General features: G+C 66.1%; 15 protein-coding genes. 7 read left to right on the forward strand and 8 right to left on the reverse strand.

Features of this window, described 5'->3' with window-relative positions:
• Positions 1 to 39: 39 nt before the first annotated feature.
• The 6 genes from EDC64_RS07380 to EDC64_RS07405 all read right to left on the reverse strand — a co-directional run bounded on the left by EDC64_RS07380 (position 40) and on the right by EDC64_RS07405 (position 5,834).
• Entirely contained in the window at positions 40 to 1,002 is a 963-nt protein-coding gene (locus EDC64_RS07380; RefSeq protein ID WP_165933673.1) for an ornithine cyclodeaminase family protein, read from the reverse strand.
• A gap of 128 nt (positions 1,003 to 1,130) precedes the next feature.
• A complete protein-coding gene (locus EDC64_RS07385; RefSeq protein ID WP_132030624.1) occupies positions 1,131 to 2,216 on the reverse strand; it encodes an ABC transporter substrate-binding protein in 1,086 nt (361 codons plus the stop codon).
• A 40-nt stretch (positions 2,217 to 2,256) separates the two neighbouring features.
• Positions 2,257 to 3,126: an ABC transporter permease gene (locus EDC64_RS07390; RefSeq protein ID WP_132030625.1), complete on the reverse strand. Its 870-nt coding sequence runs from the start codon at positions 3,124 to 3,126 to the stop codon at positions 2,257 to 2,259.
• The gene (locus EDC64_RS07395; RefSeq protein ID WP_132030626.1) at positions 3,123 to 3,992 is read right to left on the reverse strand and encodes an ABC transporter ATP-binding protein; all 870 of its coding nucleotides are present in this window, start codon (positions 3,990 to 3,992) and stop codon (positions 3,123 to 3,125) included. Before EDC64_RS07395 ends, EDC64_RS07390 begins: the two co-directional genes overlap by 4 nt.
• Before the next feature lie 99 nt (positions 3,993 to 4,091).
• Positions 4,092 to 5,078, reverse strand: coding sequence for a LysR family transcriptional regulator (locus EDC64_RS07400; protein ID WP_132030627.1), 987 nt, complete (start codon positions 5,076 to 5,078; stop codon positions 4,092 to 4,094).
• 69 nt (positions 5,079 to 5,147) lie between these two features.
• Positions 5,148 to 5,834 (reverse strand): DUF4286 family protein, encoded by a 687-nt coding sequence (locus EDC64_RS07405; protein ID WP_132030628.1) that lies wholly within the window; start codon positions 5,832 to 5,834, stop codon positions 5,148 to 5,150.
• A 135-nt stretch (positions 5,835 to 5,969) separates the two neighbouring features.
• Between EDC64_RS07405 and EDC64_RS07410 the strand changes: the two genes are divergently transcribed.
• Positions 5,970 to 6,605 (forward strand): hypothetical protein, encoded by a 636-nt coding sequence (locus EDC64_RS07410; RefSeq protein WP_132030629.1) that lies wholly within the window; start codon positions 5,970 to 5,972, stop codon positions 6,603 to 6,605.
• 71 nt (positions 6,606 to 6,676) lie between these two features.
• Here EDC64_RS07410 and EDC64_RS07415 read toward each other — a convergent pair whose 3' ends face one another.
• Together EDC64_RS07415 and EDC64_RS07420 are read right to left on the reverse strand one after the other, a co-directional pair.
• Positions 6,677 to 7,639 (reverse strand): tripartite tricarboxylate transporter substrate binding protein, encoded by a 963-nt coding sequence (locus EDC64_RS07415; RefSeq protein ID WP_132030630.1) that lies wholly within the window; start codon positions 7,637 to 7,639, stop codon positions 6,677 to 6,679.
• A 58-nt stretch (positions 7,640 to 7,697) separates the two neighbouring features.
• Entirely contained in the window at positions 7,698 to 8,540 is an 843-nt protein-coding gene (locus EDC64_RS07420; RefSeq protein WP_132030631.1) for an amidohydrolase family protein, read from the reverse strand.
• Positions 8,541 to 8,890: 350 nt separating this feature from the next.
• Between EDC64_RS07420 and EDC64_RS07425 the strand changes: the two genes are divergently transcribed.
• The 6 genes from EDC64_RS07425 (at position 8,891) to EDC64_RS07450 (ending at position 14,521) form a co-directional block, all read left to right on the forward strand.
• Positions 8,891 to 9,859, forward strand: a complete 969-nt coding sequence (locus EDC64_RS07425) for a Bug family tripartite tricarboxylate transporter substrate binding protein (RefSeq protein ID WP_132030632.1) — start codon at positions 8,891 to 8,893, stop codon at positions 9,857 to 9,859.
• Between the two features lie 143 nt (positions 9,860 to 10,002).
• Positions 10,003 to 11,028 carry a YeiH family protein gene (locus tag EDC64_RS07430; RefSeq protein WP_132030633.1) on the forward strand — a complete coding sequence of 342 codons (1,026 nt, stop codon included), beginning with the start codon at positions 10,003 to 10,005 and terminating at the stop codon, positions 11,026 to 11,028.
• 78 nt (positions 11,029 to 11,106) lie between these two features.
• A complete protein-coding gene (locus EDC64_RS07435) occupies positions 11,107 to 12,033 on the forward strand; it encodes a LysR substrate-binding domain-containing protein (RefSeq protein ID WP_132030634.1) in 927 nt (308 codons plus the stop codon).
• Positions 12,034 to 12,213: 180 nt separating this feature from the next.
• Complete coding sequence (locus tag EDC64_RS07440) at positions 12,214 to 12,918, forward strand: GntR family transcriptional regulator (RefSeq protein ID WP_132030635.1); 705 nt, start codon at positions 12,214 to 12,216, stop codon at positions 12,916 to 12,918.
• Positions 12,915 to 13,661, forward strand: a complete 747-nt coding sequence (locus EDC64_RS07445) for an ABC transporter ATP-binding protein (protein ID WP_132030636.1) — start codon at positions 12,915 to 12,917, stop codon at positions 13,659 to 13,661. Before EDC64_RS07440 ends, EDC64_RS07445 begins: the two co-directional genes overlap by 4 nt.
• Positions 13,658 to 14,521: an ABC transporter permease gene (locus EDC64_RS07450; RefSeq protein ID WP_245504582.1), complete on the forward strand. Its 864-nt coding sequence runs from the start codon at positions 13,658 to 13,660 to the stop codon at positions 14,519 to 14,521. Before EDC64_RS07445 ends, EDC64_RS07450 begins: the two co-directional genes overlap by 4 nt.
• The last annotated feature ends 22 nt before the right edge of the window (positions 14,522 to 14,543 follow it).

Below are 14,543 nucleotides of genomic sequence, written 5' to 3' on the forward strand. Positions count from 1 at the left end.
TACTCCTCCCGAATTTCGCGCGGCGAATGCCGCAATGCCCTACGGATTTCGATCGATCGGCACGCCACGCCCCTCCGCCACGGCGCGCGCATAGACCAGCTTGGCAAGCGCGACGTCCTCGATGGCGACGCCGAGCGATTTGAACAGCGTGACGTCCGCCGCGCGGCGCGCGGGGGGCGACCGCGTGACGTCGGACAGGGTGCGCACCCGCGCCCAGTCGAACGCTCCGGTCGCAGCGAGGTCGCGGAACTCGGCGGCCTCCATATGGGCCTGGGGAATGTCGTCGGTGACGAGCAGCGCGGCCCGCTCGATCAGGGCACCATCGACTTCGCGCCGGTCGGCGGCATTGGCGCCGGCGACGTTGACATGGGCGCCGTCATCGACCCAGGCCGAAAGGCAGACCGGGCTGTGCGCCTTGGTGATGGTAGCGACGATGCTCGCGCCGCGCACACAGGTTTCCGCGTCCGGCGCGCTGCGGGTCGAGATGGCGAGGCGGGATTCGACGCTGCCGGCAAACGCTTCGCGCCGCTCCCGGTCGCGCCCGAACACGCGGATTTCCTTGAGGTCGCGCACGGCCGCGATCGCCGCCGCCTGCCAGAACGCCTGCTTGCCCGTGCCGATCACCGCCAGCACGTCGGCGTCCGCCCGCGCCATCTGGCGGGTGGCGAGGCCGCTCGCGGCGCCGGTCCGCAACTGGCTCAGAAGATTTGCTTCGATCAGCGCCAGCAGGCGCCGCTCGGAGTAGGAATAGAGCATCACGTGATAGAAGGTGCCCTGCGGCGCGCCGGAATAGGCCTTGAGCCCGAAGACGTCGCCGGCCGCATAAGTCGCCGCCATCAGATGGAACATGCCGCCGGGCAGCGGGGCGCGCTGGCGCGGCACGATGTAGGTTTCGTCCGGCGATGCGCCGAAGCAGCCGTCGAGCGCGTCGATGGCGTCGGCGACATCGACGAGGTCGCCGACATCGGCTTCGGAGAGGAAGAGCGGAGCATTCGGTGTCATTGGCAAGTCCATGTTCACGCGCGCGGCACGGCACCGGCGTCGGGCCGGAGACTAGCTCCGGCCGCTGAACGAATTGGCACTCCGGCGCGACCTGCGCGGAAGATCAAAGGACGGCGCGGAGCGCCCTCTCACATCTTGAGGGCCTTCGCCTCGGCGATGACGGTGGCCTTGTCGAAGGCGTTGATCTCGTCGAGCAGGTCCTTGGTGGACACGCCGGACACGTCCTTCACCTGGCCTTCGAGCCCGGCAAAGGCGACCTGCGCCTCCCATTGTTCCTTGGAATGGGCGCCGAAGCGCTGGTCAGGCTGCCAAGGCTGGGGCATCCATTTGTCGGCGCGCGAGGCGACGATGATGCGCGCCTCCTCCATCGCCTGCTCCTCGGTCCGGCCCTTCGGCTTGGACTCCGGATAGATTTCCCAATGCAACAGGATGGCATTGTCGATGTTGGCATAGGCGAACACCGTGGACTTCGCCATCGCCCGGAAGAAGCGGACGACGGTGTCGCGGTTCTGCTTGAGCGCCGACTTCTGCACGCCGTAGCTGTTGCCGAACAGCTGCTTCATTCCCTCCGTATTGGGGAGCTGGCGCAGCGGAAAGCCGGCAATGGCGATGCGGGCGAAACTCGCATCCCAGAAGGCCATGGCGTCGACCCGGCCGCGATAGACCGCATCGCCCGCCGGCCCGCCTTCGCCGACCGCGACCCATTCGACATCGCTGTCGGGATTGATGCCGAGTTCCTGGAACATCGCGCGGGCGCCGAAATAGCCGGTATCGCCCTGATTGCGGATGCCGACCTTCTTGCCCTTCAGTTCGGCGAGGCTCTTGACCGGGCTGTCGGGCTTCACCGCCACCGACCAATGCGGCTCGCGCAGCCAGCAATAGGGGAAGATCACGTCGAGGCGGGGGTTCTTGGCATAGGCGTTGAGGAAGGCGACCGGAGACACCGCGGAGGTCTCGCAATTGCCGCTGGCGACCGCCTGGAGGGTCTGTCCGGCACCGGACATGTTCATGATCTCCATGGCGACGCCTTCCTTGGCGTAATAATTCACCTTGGGATTCTGGCCGACCGTCATGAAGACGAGCTGCGGGTCGATGATGCCGGCGGCATTGCCGAGCCGGACCACGGCGGCGTCCTTGGCGAAACTGAAGGTCGGAAACGCCAACGAGGCACCGGCGGCGCCGAGAAGCGCATTGAAGCTGCGACGGTTGAGCATGTTCTCTCCCTCTTTCTTGGTTGATTGATGTCAGCGGGCCTCAGGCGCCCGCCGCCGGATTGTTCTGTCCGGGCCCCGACCAGAACAGGACGCGGCGCTGGACGATCCGCAGCACCCCGTGGAGCAGGATTCCGATCAGGGACAGGATGATGAAGACCGAGAAGGTGCCCGCCGTGTCCATCTGGGCGTTCATGGACAGGATCAAGACGCCGAGACCGCGCTGAGCGCCGACGAACTCGCCGACCACCGCTCCGACCACCGCGAACACCGCCGCCATGTCGAGGCCGGCGAAGATATAGGGCAGGGCGCTCGGCAGCCGCACTTTCCAGAACATCTGCCAGGCATTGGCGCCGATCGCGCGCATCAGTTCGATGCGCTCCGGTTCCACCGCACGAAATCCCGCCATGGAATTCACCAGCAGGGGGAAGAATGTGAGCAGACAGATGATGATTACTTTCGACGTCAGGCCGAAACCGAACCAGAGCACGATGATCGGCGCGAGCGCGATCTTGGGCAGGCTCTGAATCGCGACGAGATAGAGGCTGAAGGTCGCCTCCAGGATCCGCACCTGGGAGATCAGCGTGCCGAGGATCAGCCCCGCGGTGCTGCCGATGGCGAAGCCGAGCAGCACTTCCCAGAGCGTCACGCCGGCATGGAGCCAATATCCGCCGCGCGACAGGAGGCCGGCGTCCAGTCCGCGCCACAGTGCGGTCGCGACGTCGGTGGGTGGCGGCAGGATGAAGGTGGGAACGTCAAAGAGAACGACGCCATATTGCCAGACAAGCAGCAGGACAATCAGGACGGTCGGCGCCAGGATCAGCTCGGGCCGGGTCCGCAGAAGCAGGCGAAAGCCGGAAATCGGGCGCGACGGCGCCTCGGTGATGGGGCCGGTCTGGGTTTGGGTGGTCATCCGAGGCCTCCCCCTTCATGCGCGGGTGCGGCGTCGCTCAGGCTGTAGAGCAGCCGGCGGATGTCGCTCGTCAGGCGGCCGAAAGCCGGGTCGCCCATGGCGTCGAGGCCGCGCGGACGCGGCAGCGGCACGTCGATGGTGCAGGCGATGCGCCCCGGGCGCGGCGTCATCACCACCACGCGGTCGCCGAGAAACACCGCTTCGGGAATGGAATGCGTGATCAGCACGATGGTCTTGCCGCTCTCGCGCCAGATCCGCTGGAGATCAAGATTCATCTGTTCGCGCGTCATCGCGTCGAGCGCGCCGAACGGCTCGTCCATGAGCAGGATGGCGGGATCGCAGATCAGGCCCCGGCTGATCGCCGCGCGCTGCTGCATGCCGCCGGACAATTCGCCGGGATATTTGTTTTCGAAGTCCGCCAGTCCGACCATTTTCAGGAGATCGCGGGCACGGGCGCGGGTCGGGCCCGAGGGGAGGTGCTGGACCTCTGCGGGCAGCAGGACGTTCTCGAGCACGGTGCGCCAGGGCAAGAGGACCGGGCTCTGGAACACCACGCCGATGTCGCGGCGTGGCTTCAGAACCGGCTGGTCCACGACCCGGAGCTGTCCCGACGAGGCGGGAAGCAGGCCGGCAATGATCTTCAGCAGGGTGCTCTTGCCGCACCCGCTCGGCCCGACAATTGTGACGAACTCCTTATCCTTGACCGTCAGCGAGATATCATCGAGCGCATGCACCCGTTCGTTGCGGACGGTAATGAAGACCTTGTCTAAATGCGCGATGCGAATGGCAGCATTCGCGGCTGTTCCGGTCGCCGAACTGACGGAAATAGGACGGGGATCCGGGAGACGGACTGTCTCCAGAGCCATGCATTTTCTCCCTCACGCCGCTTTTTTTGCTTTGCAATAACGAGATGTGCGGCAGGGAAAGGCTAGCTCTATAGGGTGATGCTATCCAATACTTTAGTGCTATGTCTGCGATGCCGATCCGGCATCGCTTCGGTCGCGGGCATGCCGGCGGCTTGGTCGGCGCTCTGCCTCCTGAGCCGTCGCGCCGAACACGCCCGCTTCTTTCAGGCGCGCCATTTCCTTCCGCGTCACCTCGATCATCTTCTGCACCGCCGGGCTCAAGGGACGGTCGGTGCGCCATGCGAGGACGCGGTCCATCAACCAGCCCTCCACCCGGCAGAGCGTGAGGTCGCCGGCCGCGAAATCGCCGTGCACCGCGCTGTGCGGCAGCACGGCATAGCCGAGCCCGGCCTTCACAAGCTTCTTCTGGACCTGGAGGCTTTCGGTCTCGACGCCGATCCGCAACTGTTCGCCGGATTGCGCGATCAAGGCCGAGAGCCAGCCCCGCACCGTAGAGGGCGGCGCTGCCAGGATCAGCGGCAATGGCAGGAGGTCGTGCCAGGCACAGGTCGAGCCCGGCTGGAATTCTCCCGCGCGACCCACCAGATAGACCGGCTCGCGCACCAGGTTTTCCAGCCCGACATGCCGCTCCGTGATGCCGCGCGTGTTGGGGAGAATGGCGATGTCGATCTCCCCCGACAGCAGCCAGGAGCGCAGATGGCCGACGCCCTCAAAGAAGGCCAGCTTCACGCTCGGATAGAGCGTGAGATAGGCGCTGGAGAGCGGGCAGAAGAGGATTTCCGCGATCGAGGGGGGCGCTCCGAACCCGACCACGCCACTCGGCACGGTGCCCTCCGCCATGACGTCGGCGAGGGCCTGCTCGGTCTGGCGGCGGATGAAGCGCGCCCGTTCCAGAAGGAGTGTGCCCGGCGGCGTGGTGACGATGCCCCGGCTGCCGCGGTTGAACAGGGCGACGCCGAGTTCCTCCTCCAGCTTCTTGATCTGGCGGGTCAAAGCGGGCTGGGCGATGCGCAGCGCCTCCGAGGCTTTGCGGAAGCTGCCGAGTTCGGCGATGCGGACGAAATATTCGAGCTGCTTGTCGTTCATTCGCCGTCTCCGGCATCCGGCTCTCGATCGTCCGGGAGGGTGACGCGGAAAAGCGCCTGCGGGCCGAGTTTACGCGGAGATGCGGTAGAGGAGGCGGAAATCGGTGCGCGGTGCGGCTCCGCCCAATGCCGCATCGAGTGCGCATGCCGCGGACGCCAACGCATTCCGGTCGGTCGCCTCGATCATCAGCGCACGCACAATAATTTCATTCCCCTGCCGGACATGGTTCCGTGCCGACGCCTCGGTGGCCGCCGCGTCGTGGCGGGTGAGCCGCACCGCGACGACGCCCGGCCGCTCAAGGGCCTGCCGTGCCGCGACTTCGAGTTGGTCGCTGCCGAGCGCACCCGGTTCGCCTTCGACCGGCAGTCGCCACAGCGCGAGCGCGGCACCCTCGCCTTCGCCATAGGCGAACAGGATCTGCGATATGGTGCGGCGGGCGTTTCTGAAACGCAGGATGAAATGGCGGCTCAGCGGGTCCGGGTCGGTGACGAGGCGGACATAGTTCGGGTCGGCGAACACCGCCGCTTCGGTCGCCTCGTAAATGGCGAGATATTTCGGCCCGCCGCCTTCCGCAACATACCGCCGGCCGCGCAGAATTCCGGGGAAGCGCATCACCCGGTCGCGCATGTGCTCACGATTGTACCATTCGTTGAAACGAGGCTCGTCGTCCGCCGCCATGTCGGCCCAGGCGATCAGAGCGCAGCCGGCCCGGACGTCACGGGGAAAGGGGCGCATGCCCGCACTGGGTTCGCTCACGACGTTGCTCCTGGTCTTCCGTTTCGCCCGTCGCCTTGCAATGGGCGGACCAGCGCCCGCAGCATCCTGCATCGGTTCGGGCGGCTGGCACGGCCCTTGCGGTGAAAAGCGCGGAAACGTCGAAAGAGGTGTGACATGAGTGAGACCAGAAGCAGCGACGCCACGGGCCTTTTGATCGTGTTCGTCGATCCGCCGAACCGGGAGGAAGACGAACTGCATCTGTGGTACGACGTCGAACATCTGCCCGAGCGGGCGGCGGTCGAGGGTTTTCTCAGCGTCCAGCGGTATGTTTGCCTTGAGGGCTGGCCGCGTTACATGGCGCTGTACGATCTCACGGCCCTCGACGTGCTGGACAGCCCGGCCTATCGCGCAATCGCGGGAGCGAATTTCTCGCCCTGGTCCAAGCGGATCATTCCCCTGGTGCGGGGCTGGACGCGGGCCGAGGCGGAGCAGATCCATCCGGGCAAAGCGGCCACCGGGGCGGCAGGGCCGGCCTTGCGCGTCGCCGTCGTTCGCGTCCGGGGGCTCGACGCGGAGCATCTCGATCGACTCGCGGATGCATTCGATCCGATGTTCCGCGATATGCGCGGGCTTCTCCAATACCGGCTGTTCGCGGCCAAAGCGGGGGGCGAGCCCGGCGACGTTTATGCGGTGGCCGAGTTCGCCCATCCGGTTGCGCTCGGCGATCTCGACTGGACCCGGCTCAAGCTGCCGTCGGGGGCGGTCGACGTCGCCAATCTCTATACCCGCTATTGGCGCAAGGAGGATTGACGGGCGCCGCGCCAAAGAAAATGCCCGGGACCAGCCCGGGCATTCTCGACTTCCGACCTTTACGCCGGGCGTTATTTCGCCCACAGCTCCTGGGTCTCCGCACGCTCCTTTTCCACCCGCTTCAACATGTCCGCGGCATTGGCATAGAGCGGGAGAAGGCCGACCTTCAGGAGACCGTCGACCACCTTGGGGTCCGACGTGATCTCGCGCATCGCCTTGTCATAGGCGGCGACGATGTCGGCGGGAAGCTTCGGCGGACCGGAGAGTCCGATCCAATAGAGCGTCTCGATCGAAGGATAGCCCGCTTCCTTCGCGGTGGGCGTGTCGGGCAGGTTGGGCCAACGCTCCGGCGAGGCCACGGCGAGCACCCGCAGCTTGCCGGACTGGAGCGGCGCTGCGATCGAGGAATAGGAGCCGACGCCCATTTTCACATGTCCGCCGGCGGTCATGGTGATCGCTTCCGACCCGCCTTTGAGCTGCAGCGGCCGGGTCTTGGTGACGTCGACGCCGATCGCCTTGAAGAACTGGCGGTTCGCCATGTCCTGCGCGCCGGCACCGCCGAGCGAGGTCCAGGTGAAGGTGCTGGGATCGGCCTTGGCCGCCGCCGCGGCGTCGGCCAGCGTCTTGAACGGGGAATCGACGGGCACCACGAACTTCATGGGCGTGTAGGCGGCCACGCCGACGAAGGTCCGGTCGACCACCTTGAAGGGCAGGTTCTTGACCGCCGTGTCGAGCATCGAGCTCTGCGGCGGTCCATCCGCCAGCATGGTGTAGCCGTCCGGCTTGGCGTTCATCACCTCGTTCACCGCCGGCACGGTATTGCCGCCGGGCTTGTTGATGATGCGCACCGGCACGCCCCATTTGGCCTCCAGGGCCGGGGCGATGACGCGCATGCCGAGATCGGTCGAGCCGCCGGCCGCGAACGGCACGATAATCTCGATCGCCTTGCTCGGAAATTTGTCCTGCGCGGCCGCCGGCAGGGCGCCCGCGGCGCCGATGGCGAGGGCCATCGCGGCTTTCCATAGGATCTTCATTCCGTTCCTCCCTGATGTTTTGCTTGATCGACCACGGCTCGGGCCGTAGCCAGTTTCGTCACGCGTCCAGACCGAGGAAGCGCGCGGCGTTCCGATACATGACCTTTTCCCTGTTCTCGTCACTCAAAGGCAGCGTGCAGAACCAGTCCTTATAATCCTTGATCGGGCAATAAGGATAAGACGAGGCATAGATAAAGCGGTCGGAGAGAAAGCCATTCGCGGCTTTTACATAATCATCCATGCCCGGCATGTTCACGAGATACATGTCGGGGGAAAGATAAAGGTTCGAGCGCCGAAAGGCGACGTGAAGGATCTCGGCGACCCAGGGCCAGTTGCCGTGCGAGGACACGATGCGCAAGGTCGGGAAATCGGCGAGCACGCGGTCGAGCGTCGCCGGCGCGGTATAGCTGACATCGGGGCCGGCATTTCCGCCCGTCATCATGATCAGCGGCAGGCCGCGATCCTCGCAATGGGCATAAATCGGATAGAGACGCCGGTCGTCGGTGTGGAGCGGATTGGCATAGGCGCCCGGTTCGATATTGATCGCCTTGAATCCCGCCGCCACCGCCCCGTCGATCTGCGCGACGGCCCGGCGCCGGTCGGTGACGTCGATCGAGGCCACCGGAATGAAGCGGCCGGGATGGGCCTTGGTGAATTCCATCACCTCGTCATTGTCGACGGATCCGAGCGGGCCGGAATTGCGTCCGACGACGACGCCGAGATCGATGCCCGCCGCATCCATTTCGCCGACCATCAACTCGACCGATTCGGCGCGCGCCGAGGGCGCCGGTTCGAAGCCGAGCTGCCGCGTGAACCGATCCCGCCGATCGCCGCTGGCATACATCACCATGCCGCGAAAGCTTTTGAAGGGCGGACGAATTCGGAAATCGATGATCGGCACTGGCGTTCCTCTTCGCGCTTGACTGTTGTTCTGCCGGCCTGGCGCGGCCGGCGTTTTGGATGAGGACCGCAAGAAGCATGCCGGCCATTTCCAACCCGCCTCTGCGCGCGATGGCGACAGCGGATCTGTCGGCGGGGAGGACATTTGTCCGGCATACGGACAGTCTCGCGCCCCGGAAATGCTCGGTCGGCCTCCAGGGGCTGCGGCAAGGGATGGCACGCGGTTTGCGGACCTCGCCGCCTGCGGCCACGGCGCCTGATGCCGCGGCCTAAAAAAGAAAAGCTCGGCCATGTCCGATTTCGCGTTCCGCGGATTTGGGGTGGCTGGCCAGATCCATAGGGAGCGGAATCATGTTCGTTTCACGCAGATTCGTCTTGCGCGGTGGCGCAGCCGCCCTCGCGGTGTCGACCTTCGCCGGCCCCGCCTCGGCGCAAGCGGGGTTTCCCGCCAAGGCCATTGAAATCATCGTTCCGTTCGCCACAGGCGGGTCCACCGATCTCGGGGCCCGCATCGTCGCGGATGCGCTCCAGCAGCGCTGGAACGTGCCGGTGAAGGTGGTGAACCGGCCGGGCGGCAACACGCTTCCCGGTGTTGAAGAGGTGATGCGCGCGCCGCCCGACGGGTACACGGTCCTGATGGACGGGCCGGGCTCGAGTTCCATGCTCGAGACGGTGGTGAAGAATCTGCCGTTCAAAGTCATGGACCGCAGCTTCATCGGCCTTGCTGCGCAGACCCCCTTGATGCTGGTGGTGCCGGAAGAGTCCCCCTGGAAGACGCTGGAGGATGCGGTGCGGGCCGCGAAGGCCGACCCCGCGCACTTTTCCTGGACGTCGGGTGCGGGAACAACCGATTTGACCTTCCGCAGGCTGTTCCAGATTGCCGGGGTGAATTTCCGTCAGACCCGCGCGGTTCAGGTGAAAGGGGGATCGGAGGCGATCAATCTGGTCGCCGGCGGACACGTGAATATCGGCGTCGGATTCTGGGGCTCCATCGCCGCGCTGGCGCAGGCGAAAAGATTGCGCGTGCTGGCGGTCGCGGGACCCGAGCGGTTCCCCGCCGCCCCCGAGGTGCCGACGACGGCACAGGCCGGGATGCCGGACCTCATCATCCTGCAATGGATCGGCGTCTCCGGTCCGGCCGGGATGAACCCGGAGGTCGTGGGGGCCTGGAACGCCGCGCTGCAGGCGGTGTCGAAGGATCCGAAGGTGGTCGAGGGGCTCGCGCGCGTCGGGCTGGTGCCGTTTTCCAGCTCGCCCGAGGGTATGCGCGCATTCGTGACGAAGGAGAGCCGGATCGTCGAGGATCTCTGGAGGGCCTGACATTTGCCCCGAGGCTGCGGCTGAGTCGCCTCCGCCTCGGGGTCTAATAAGCGCGGCGGATCAAACCGATAGTTTAAATTTGATGGGACATGGCGAACCCGGGTGCTTTCCTCGGCGAAGGATATCGAGGAGGCGATGGGCGGATGGCGGGTGCTTGGGGACGGGGGCTCGCGCTGCGGGCGACACGCGGTGGCGATCTGGCAAATCTGCTTCCGGGGCTCGCTCTGGCGGCGGGATTGGCGGCGGTGAGTTATGCGCTGCGGGATTTGAGCGGGCTCGCCTTCGTCAGTCCGCTCGTGCTCGGGGTCTTTCTCGGGATGGCTGCGCGCGCCGCAGTGGCGATGCCCGCGGTCGCGCGGCCCGGATTGAAATTCGCCGCCCGCCCGGTGCTGCGCTTCGCGATCGTTTTGCTGGGGCTCCAGATCACCTTCGGCAAGGTGGCGGAGGTCGGGATCGACGGCTTCGCCGTCGCGGCCTTGGCGCTCGTTCTCACCTTCCTGTTCACCCTCTGGCTGGGTGCGAAGCTCGGGGTCGGGCGCGAGCTCACACAATTGATCGCGGCGGGGACCTCGATTTGCGGCGCCTCGGCCATCGTCGCAACCAATTCCGTGGCGCGCGGCACCGATGAGGACGTGGCCTATGCCATGGCTTGCGTCACGCTGTTCGGCTCGCTGGCGATGTTCCTCTACCCGCTCTTGCCGCCGCTGCTCGGGCTGGACGCGCACGCCTATGGCCTCTGGACCGGGGCTTCCGTCCACGAAGTGGCGCAGGTGGTCGCCGCCGCCTTCCAGGGCGGACAGGAGGCAGGCGAGGTGGGCACGATCACCAAGCTCACCCGCGTGATGCTGCTGGCGCCCATGCTGCTGGCGCTCGCGTGGAGCGCGCGGTTCGCCGTTGCCACGGAGCGGCGCACGGGGCCTCCGGTCCCGCTGTTCGTCGTCGCATTCCTTCTCGTCATTGCCGCCAACAGTCTCGGCCTGGTTCCTGCCTCGGTCGCTGCCGTCGGTGCGGTGGTGACGCCCTTCCTGCTTGCCATGTCGCTGTCGGCGATCGGCCTCGAGAGCGACGTGCGCCGGCTCAGCGCCATGGGCCTGCGGCCTCTCGCGCTCGGTGCGGTGGCGACCCTGTTCATCTCGGGTACGGCTCTCCTGCTGGTTGCCGTTCTTTAGCATGCAGGTCCCGGAGAGACGGGTGTCGCAGGGCCGGGCTTGCATCGTCACGCGCTTGCGCGCTCCATAGGAGGCGCAATGACATTCGAGCAATTGCGCGTCTTCATCGAGGTCGCCACCCAACTTCATATGACCCGGGCGGCGGAGCGGCTCAACATGACCCAGCCGGCGGTCAGCGCGTCGATCGCCGCGCTGGAAGCGAGCTGTGGCATGCCGTTCTTCGACCGGGTGGGGCGTCGCATCGAACTCACCGAGGCCGGGCGTCTCTTCCGTGCGGAAGCGGAGGCGATCCTCGATCGCGTGTCGCGTGCCGAGGCGGTGCTGAACGACATTTCTGGTCTGAGGCGAGGCCGACTGCGGATCTTCGCGAGCCAGACGGTCGCGAACTATTGGTTGGGTACCCGGCTCGCCTGCTATCGCGCGCGTCATCCCGCGATCGCGCTGTCCGTCACCATTGCCAACACTGCCCAATGCGCCGCCGCCGTGGTGTCGGGGGATGCCGATCTCGCCTGTGTCGAGGGGGAGGTAAACGAGCCGCTTTTGGTCAAGGTCGCGCTTCCGGGGGACCGTCTGGTCCTGGTTGTCGGGGCAGCGCATGCCTGGGCGGATCGGTCGCCGGATGGCGCCTCCGGTTTCGATCCGGCCCGTTTGCTTGAGACGGCGTGGGTGTTGCGCGAACACGGGTCCGGCACGCGGCAAGCCTTCGAGGATCGGTGCCGCGACCTCGGACTGGCGCCGAGCCTGCTCCGGGTTGCGCTGGAATTTCCCTCGAACGAGGCGGTGCTCAGCGCCGTTGCTGCGGGAGCGGGCGCAACGGTGATATCGGAACTCGTGGCCCGTGCGGGTCTTGCCGCCGGCGATCTCCGGCTGGTGCCCTTCGACCTGCCGGAGCGCACCTTCCTGCTCTTGCGCCACGCCGACCGCTACCGCTCGAAGGCCGAGACGGCGTTTGTCGAGATGGTCCGCTCCCCTCAGGGGCAACGCGCGCTCCCCGCGGCCGGCTGAAGCCGGGCGGCGGATCGCCGGTGCTCGGGCATGTCGACATGCGCGATCCACCTCTCGCAAAATGCCGGGCGAAAACCGCTTGAAAGCTTCACCGTGATCTGTAAGCTTCTCACAGTTACGCGGTGAGGTGTCTAAATGTCGGAGGCGCGGGCGGTCCGCCCGAGGTCGAGCGTGCTGGAAATGCCAGCATCGACCCTGAAGGGAAATCAGGCCTATGATCGGCTGCGGCGTGAGATCGTGTCGTGTCGGATCGTTCCGGGCACGCGTTTCACCGAAGCCGAAATCATGGACCGTTTCGAGTTCGGCAAAGCGAGTTGCCGGATTGCGCTTCAACGCCTCGCGCAGGACGGATTCGTCGTGTCCATGCCGCGGCACGGCTACCGCGTGGCGCCGGTGACGGTGCGGGACGTCGACGAGATCTTCGCCCTGCGCGTCGTGCTCGAACCCTATGCCGCGCGCCTTGCGGCGGGCCGGGTGAACCGGGCGCAGCTCGAGCGGCTGGAACGGGCCTGTCGGGCCAAGATGCCTTCGGAAATCGGGAATCAGATCGACTTCTTCCTGGAGGCCAACCGGAGCTTCCATATGTCGATCGCCATGGCGAGCGGCAATCAGCGTCTGTGTCGGACGCTTTCCGGACTGCTCGACGAGATGACGCGGCTCGTGGCGCTCGGATTCGGCGTTCAGGGCGTCCGCCCGAATATAGACAACGACCACAGCCTGATGATCGAGCATCTGGTGGTGGGCGACGCCGATCAGGCGGAGCGCGTGGCGCGGCGCCATGTCGAGACCTTCCGCGCCATGACGATGGAAAAGGTTGTCCAGAGCCTGCGCGATTCCGCCGAGCTCCTGCCCCTCGACGGCTGCCTGGCAGGAGACCTTCAGTGAGCGTGGTCGCCCTCCAATCTGTCAGCAAATGCTTTTTCCGCCGCGACGGCGAGCAGCTCGAAGTGCTGCGCAATATCGATCTCGATGTGCCGGAGCGCTCGATCGTCGCCCTGCTCGGCGCCTCCGGCTGCGGCAAGAGCACGCTTTTGAACATCATTGCCGGGCTGGTCGAGCCCGACCATGGCCGCGTGCTTCTGAACGGGACTCCGTCAGCGGCCTTCAAGGATTGGAGGTCCATGACCTACATGTTCCAGGAGGATCGTCTTCTCCCCTGGCGTACCGCCGCGCAGAATGTCGCGTTCGGCCTGGAGGCGACAAAGCTCAGCCGGGCGGAGCGGCGGGTGCGCGTGGCGGAGACCCTCGACCTCGTCGGTCTGTCCCAGTTCGCGAACGTCTATCCCTATGAATTGTCCGGCGGCATGCGCTCGCGCGTCGCGCTCGCCCGCAGTCTGGCGACCGAGCCGTCCATCCTTCTGATGGACGAACCCTTCTCCAAGCTCGATCCCTCGATCCGCGCCCAGATGCATGCGGAGGTGTTGCGCATCGCCGCGCTGCGAAAGGTGACGATCATCTTCGTCACCCACGATGTCGAGGAAGCCGTCGTGCTCGCCGACAAGGTGGTGGTCCTGCATCCGCGGCCCGGTCGGGTGCGGGAGACGATCTCCGTGCCGCTCGCCTATCCCCGCGACCCGCTCGCCACCGCGTTCACCGATCAGGTGCGCCATTTGAGGCGGATCCTATGACCGACGCGCGCGATGTTCCCCCCACCTCCGGACCGGCAGCGATGAAAGTCTCGCCGGCCGCGGCGATCGAACGCCCCGCCCGCGCGCCGTCCGCGACGGACCGACGTCTTCGGACGCTCTTCCTCCGGGTGGGTCTGTTCGTCGCCATCCTCGTCGCCTGGCAGATCGGCTCGACCAATGCGCCGGCCTTCGTCCTGCCTTCGCCGGAGCGGGTTTGGCGCGTCTGGATCTCGCTGGTCGCGACGCCGAGCTTCTGGACCGATTTCGGGATCACGTTCGGCCGCATCCTCGCCGGCTTCGCCTTTGCGGCGGTCGTCGGCACGGTGCTCGGTCTGGTGCTCGGTGCCAGCCGCCTTCTCGGCGAGGCCTTCGAACCGCTGCTCACCGTCATCAATACGGTCTCCTCGGCGATCTGGGCGATCTTTGCGCTGATCTGGTTCGGCCTCTCGAATTGGACCACCATCTTCGTGGTGTTCATGACCGCGATGCCGCTGATCCTCACCAATGTCTGGCAGGGGACGCGGACGGTGAACGTCGAGTTTGTCGAATTGGCCCAGACCTTCCGCATGTCGCGCCGGCAGGTCCTGACCAAGATCTATCTCCCCACCATTCTGCCGCCCTTCTTCTCCGGCGCCCGGCTGGCCTTCGGCTTCGGCGCCCGCGTGAGCCTGGTGGCGGAGAGCCTCGGTGCGACCAGCGGGATCGGCTACCGGCTGCGCCAGGCGGCCGATCTCGTCCAGACCGACCAGGTGTTCGCCTGGACCCTCACGCTCATCGCGCTGATGATCGTCCTCGAAACGCTCATCCTGAAGCCGCTCGAACGTCATCTGTTCAAGTGGAAGGAGCGCGTGCCGGGATGAACCGCCTCTCCCCCTGTCCCGT

Origin of the sequence: Aquabacter spiritensis (assembly GCF_004346185.1) — a bacterium.
Lineage (GTDB): Bacteria > Pseudomonadota > Alphaproteobacteria > Rhizobiales > Xanthobacteraceae > Aquabacter > Aquabacter spiritensis.

Excerpts from the sequence above, each read along its gene's own strand:
- EDC64_RS07380 (WP_165933673.1), bottom strand. The coding sequence starts at position 1,002 with ATGACACCGAATGCTCCGCTCTTCCTCTCCGAAGCCGATGTCGGCGAC.
- EDC64_RS07385 (WP_132030624.1), bottom strand. The coding sequence starts at position 2,216 with ATGCTCAACCGTCGCAGCTTCAATGCGCTTCTCGGCGCCGCCGGTGCC.
- EDC64_RS07390 (WP_132030625.1), bottom strand. The coding sequence starts at position 3,126 with ATGACCACCCAAACCCAGACCGGCCCCATCACCGAGGCGCCGTCGCGC.
- EDC64_RS07395 (WP_132030626.1), bottom strand. The coding sequence starts at position 3,992 with ATGGCTCTGGAGACAGTCCGTCTCCCGGATCCCCGTCCTATTTCCGTC.
- EDC64_RS07400 (WP_132030627.1), bottom strand. The coding sequence starts at position 5,078 with ATGAACGACAAGCAGCTCGAATATTTCGTCCGCATCGCCGAACTCGGC.
- EDC64_RS07410 (WP_132030629.1), top strand. The coding sequence starts at position 5,970 with ATGAGTGAGACCAGAAGCAGCGACGCCACGGGCCTTTTGATCGTGTTC.
- EDC64_RS07415 (WP_132030630.1), bottom strand. The coding sequence starts at position 7,639 with ATGAAGATCCTATGGAAAGCCGCGATGGCCCTCGCCATCGGCGCCGCG.
- EDC64_RS07425 (WP_132030632.1), top strand. The coding sequence starts at position 8,891 with ATGTTCGTTTCACGCAGATTCGTCTTGCGCGGTGGCGCAGCCGCCCTC.
- EDC64_RS07430 (WP_132030633.1), top strand. The coding sequence starts at position 10,003 with ATGGCGGGTGCTTGGGGACGGGGGCTCGCGCTGCGGGCGACACGCGGT.
- EDC64_RS07435 (WP_132030634.1), top strand. The coding sequence starts at position 11,107 with ATGACATTCGAGCAATTGCGCGTCTTCATCGAGGTCGCCACCCAACTT.
- EDC64_RS07440 (WP_132030635.1), top strand. The coding sequence starts at position 12,214 with ATGCCAGCATCGACCCTGAAGGGAAATCAGGCCTATGATCGGCTGCGG.
- EDC64_RS07450 (WP_245504582.1), top strand. The coding sequence starts at position 13,658 with ATGACCGACGCGCGCGATGTTCCCCCCACCTCCGGACCGGCAGCGATG.